Source organism: Komagataeibacter kakiaceti JCM 25156 (assembly GCF_000613305.1).
Map to the genome: position 1 here is coordinate 1 of NZ_BAIO01000195.1, position 4,004 is coordinate 4,004.

4 protein-coding genes and 1 pseudogene are annotated in these 4,004 nt (G+C 64.9%); 3 read left to right on the forward strand and 2 right to left on the reverse strand.

Annotated features, from left to right (window positions below):
• The first annotated feature begins 183 nt into the window (after nucleotides 1-183).
• Both JCM25156_RS10435 and JCM25156_RS10440 read left to right on the forward strand, forming a co-directional pair.
• The gene (locus JCM25156_RS10435) at nucleotides 184-1,002 is read left to right on the forward strand and encodes a DNA/RNA non-specific endonuclease (protein WP_025813038.1); all 819 of its coding nucleotides are present in this window, start codon (nucleotides 184-186) and stop codon (nucleotides 1,000-1,002) included.
• Between the two features lie 26 nt (nucleotides 1,003-1,028).
• Nucleotides 1,029-1,322, forward strand: coding sequence for a hypothetical protein (locus JCM25156_RS10440; protein WP_025813039.1), 294 nt, complete (start codon nucleotides 1,029-1,031; stop codon nucleotides 1,320-1,322).
• 82 nt (nucleotides 1,323-1,404) lie between these two features.
• Here JCM25156_RS10440 and rpsI read toward each other — a convergent pair whose 3' ends face one another.
• Both rpsI and rplM read right to left on the reverse strand, forming a co-directional pair.
• On the reverse strand, nucleotides 1,405-1,908 hold the full coding sequence (rpsI, locus tag JCM25156_RS10445; protein WP_025813040.1) for a 30S ribosomal protein S9: 504 nt from the start codon (nucleotides 1,906-1,908) through the stop codon (nucleotides 1,405-1,407).
• A gap of 5 nt (nucleotides 1,909-1,913) precedes the next feature.
• Nucleotides 1,914-2,395, reverse strand: a pseudogene (gene rplM / locus JCM25156_RS10450) (50S ribosomal protein L13).
• Between the two features lie 231 nt (nucleotides 2,396-2,626).
• Here rplM and JCM25156_RS23435 point away from each other — a divergent pair.
• Nucleotides 2,627-3,877 carry a hypothetical protein gene (locus JCM25156_RS23435; RefSeq protein WP_242402595.1) on the forward strand — a complete coding sequence of 417 codons (1,251 nt, stop codon included), beginning with the start codon at nucleotides 2,627-2,629 and terminating at the stop codon, nucleotides 3,875-3,877.
• Nucleotides 3,878-4,004 lie beyond the last annotated feature (127 nt).

The window sequence follows — 4,004 nt, forward strand, 5'->3', positions numbered from 1 at the left end:
CCCGCACCCCCATGATCCGTGCCACGCGGGCCCGGGCGTGAAAGCCGCCACATCCCCGCCGCAAGCCGTGGCAACCTGCCGGGGCGTTGCCCCGTCTGGATGGCATGGAAGGGGCCACCGCCTTTTTGAAAAAGGGCGGTGCCTGAAAACTTGTGTTTTTTTGGCAGCCAGTTTGCTCCGCGCATGAGATACCGGATTGTCGCGATCCTTGCCTGCCTGCTGGCCATGGCGGGCGTTACGGCGGCGCGGGCGGCGGACTGCGCGCAGTTCGGGGCCGGGAACCGGTTGCCAACGCTCGATAACGCGCAACTGGCGGCACAGACACAGATTCTGTGCAATGCCCGCTTCGCCGTGCTGCATTCCAGTCTGGCGCACGAACCGTTATGGAGCGCCGAGCATCTTGACGCCCCCATGGTCCGGGCCGCCATGTCCACCCCGCGCCAGGGTGATTTTCACCCCGATCCCCGCATTCCCTCTCCCTTCCGCGCGGAACTGGAGGATTATGTCCGCTCCGGCTTCGATCGTGGGCACATGACGCCATCGGGCGACATGCCCGACCGGCAGGCGCAGGAGGAAAGCTTCGCCCTGTCCAACATCGTGCCCCAGCGCGCGGAACTGAACCGGGGCCGATGGGCCGATATCGAATCGGCGGTGCGCAGGCTGGCCCTGCGCGAGGGGGAGCTTTACGTCGTGACCGGCCCGGCCTTCCATACCCGCACGATCGCCATGATCGGCCCGGACCGGGTGCTGGTCCCGACCTCCACATGGAAGGCGGTCTATGATCCCCGCAGGCGGCAGACGGGGGTGTATGTATGCCATAATGCGGCGCGCAATCCCGGTTGCAGCCATGTCAGCGTGGTCCTGCTCACCCATGTCACGGGGATTGATCCTTTCCCCGCGCTGCCCCCGAGCATGAAACAGGTCTGCATGACCCTGCCCTTTGGCAGGATGCGCGCGCCACGCCGCACGCGACATACGCGCCATACCCGCTGGCTATGGTAAGGAAGGGCGGCAGAGGAGGCATGACCATGACAGTCCATTCCCCCACGGGGGCCAAATCCGATCTCGTCCCCTTTGCCGATAACAGCGCCAGCCGCACCATTGGCGGCATGACGGTGGAAAACGGCACGGACAGCATCGCCTTTTATGGCCAGACGAACCTGGAGCGTGACAGCGCCGGGCTGGAGCGCGCGCGCGCGTTACTGGCGTTCTTCCAGCAGGTGGTGGACACCCTTGCCGCCCAGAAAGACCTGCCCACGCACCTGCCCACGCGCAGGGCGGGGCGCATGCCCAACCCGTTCACCCGCCAGACGGAGCCCTGATGCACAACAGGGCCGGTCCCCTGCGGAACCGACCCTGTTGAAAAACCCGTATCCCGCCGCGCACGCAGCGGGAAAAGCAGGATCAGCGCTTGCTGAACTGGAAGGAACGGCGGGCCTTGGCGCGGCCGTACTTCTTGCGTTCAACAACACGCGAATCGCGCGTCAGGAAGCCAGCGGCCTTCAGGATGCTGCGCAGCGCGGGTTCGTAATGGGTCAGCGCACGGCTGATGCCATGACGGACCGCACCAGCCTGACCCGACAGACCACCACCGACAACGGTGCAGTACACGTCGAACTGGTTGTAGCGATCGGCAACCAGGAAAGGCTGCGTGATCAGCATGCGCAGGACCGGACGGGCGAAATAGGTGCCGACCGGACGGCCATTGACGATGATGTCGCCCTTGCCCGGCTTGATCCACACGCGGGCAACCGCGTCCTTGCGGCGACCCGTGGCGTAGGAACGGCCCTGCGCGTCGCGCTTGGCTTCGTAAACGGGTGCGGCTTCCTGCGAGGAGACAACCTGACCGGTCGCGACGGCTTCCTTCAGGTCGGCCAGCGTGCCTGTACGCTCTTGTGTTTCGGACATGATGTTCAGGCCCCGACGTTCTGGGTGGTGACGGCGTTCTTGCGGTTCAGCGATGCAACGTCAAGAACCTGCGGCTTCTGCCCGTCATGCGGGTGTTCGCTGCCGGCATAGACGTACAGATGCTTCATCTGCGCGCGCTGCAGCGGGCCACGGGTGATCATGCGCTCGACCGCCTTGCGCACCACGTCGCCGGGGTTCTTGCCGGTCAGGCGCTGGGTGATCGTGCGTTCCTTGATCCCGCCGGGGTAGCCGGTGTGATAATGGAACAGCTTCTGGTTCACCTTGTTGCCGGTCAGACGGATCTTCTCGGCGTTGATGACGACGATGTTGTCGCCGCAATCAACATGCGGGGTGAACTGGGGCTTGTGCTTGCCGCGCAGGCGCTGGGCGATGATCGCCGCCAGCCGGCCCAGAACGAGCCTTCGGCGTCGATCAGGGTCCAGCCACGCGTCACCTCTGCGGGTTTCAGCGAGGGTGTGGTCTTCATGGATTCAGTGTTCCGTCCAGATAATGTAGCGGTAACGGGTGGCGCGTTATCATCCGTACGCGCGGCAAACGTCAAGTGCATAATGCCGGGAGGCGGCATTTTTCCGCTAAAAAAGAGCGTGTGGTATCATGATACCGCCATCTTTCGGAACCAACCCGTCCCTCAGGCGATTGCCGAGGGGGGGCGGAATGCGATAGCACTCGGCTCAGGCTTATTACGGATGTCAGGCTCGTGAAGAAACTCTATCCCGCCATTCCCCTGCTTGTACTTGCGCTGCTTGTCGGCGGCTGGGGGGTGCACCATTTCGCCGAGCGCAGGCTCGAAGCCGGCATTGCCGACTTCCGGGCCTCCCTCGGGCCTGACGCCTCCTTCAGCTACGCCACGGCCCGGCCGCGCACGCTGGCGCGCGGCGCGCATTTCACGGCCGTGACCTATCACAACCCGGCCATGACGCTTACGGCGGCGGATGTGCGGCTGGGCGGGCTGACGGGCAACAACGTACAGGGCGAACGGATCGGCAGCCTTGTCCTGCGTGATGTGAAGGTCATGACCCCGGACAGCACGATTTCGCTGGATCGGGTCGCGCTCACCAACCTCGTGCTGCCCAATACCGCGCGCGCCACGGCCGACACGGCCCGGCCGCTGGGCTTTGATTCCCTCGTGCTGGACAGGGGCACGTTCAACAACATGCACCTGGCCATTCCGCGCAGCCAGACCGATGTGACGGTCGGGCACATGGTGGTGGGGCAGTACGGGACCGGCCGCTCCTCCACGCTGGAGATGGACCGGCTGGCGACCCAGATCAACCTTGCGCCCACGCGCCGCCTGTCCGTCGAGCATATCCGCTTCGACGGGCCGGATTTCGCGGGGGAAGTGGCGAGCCTGATCCAGTCGGGCCACCTGATCCATGAAAGCCATGCGCAGACCATGGATCTGAAGAAGGTCGAGATCGACAGCACGCATCCCATGCTCCAGATCGACCACGTCGCCACGTCGCGCACCTCCACCGAGACGGAGGACAGGATGGATACGACGCTGACCAACCTGACCATCTGGTCCACCGGAACGGACAACCCCTCCATCCTCAACGCCTTCGGCTACGACCACTTCACCGGCAACATCCACGCCAGCAGCACCAGCGACCGCAACGCGAGCCGCGTGCGCCTGGAGCCGCTGACCATCAACGCGCCGGACATGGGCAACCTGAGCATGGTGGCCGAACTGGACCAGATTCCCTTTGATGACATGGCCATCGTCCCCGAGACCGCCCGCATCGTCTCCGCCGCCCTGACATGGGAAGACCACTCGCTGGCGGACCACGTGCTGGCCAGCCTGGCCAGAAGCCGTGATACGGATGTGGACACCTACAGGCAGAACCTGTTCGCAACACTCAATGCCTCGGACGACGCTCCATGCGCGCCATGGGCCGCTTCCTGCAATCCCCGGCCGATCACCCGCTCCAGGTCGCGCTGCGCCCGATGAAGCCGGTCAACCTCATGATGCTGGGCATCGCCCTGTCCATGGCGGGGGATCCTTCGGTCGCGGCCCCGCTGGGCCTGACCATCTCCACGCCTGATGCCCGATGGCGGGCCGGTGCATGTCATCGGCG

What these genes read in the sequence shown, in the direction of transcription:
- JCM25156_RS10435 (WP_025813038.1), top strand. Translation starts at nt 184, where the DNA reads ATGAGATACCGGATTGTCGCGATCCTTGCCTGCCTGCTGGCCATGGCG.
- JCM25156_RS10440 (WP_025813039.1), top strand. Translation starts at nt 1,029, where the DNA reads ATGACAGTCCATTCCCCCACGGGGGCCAAATCCGATCTCGTCCCCTTT.
- rpsI (WP_025813040.1), bottom strand. Translation starts at nt 1,908, where the DNA reads ATGTCCGAAACACAAGAGCGTACAGGCACGCTGGCCGACCTGAAGGAA.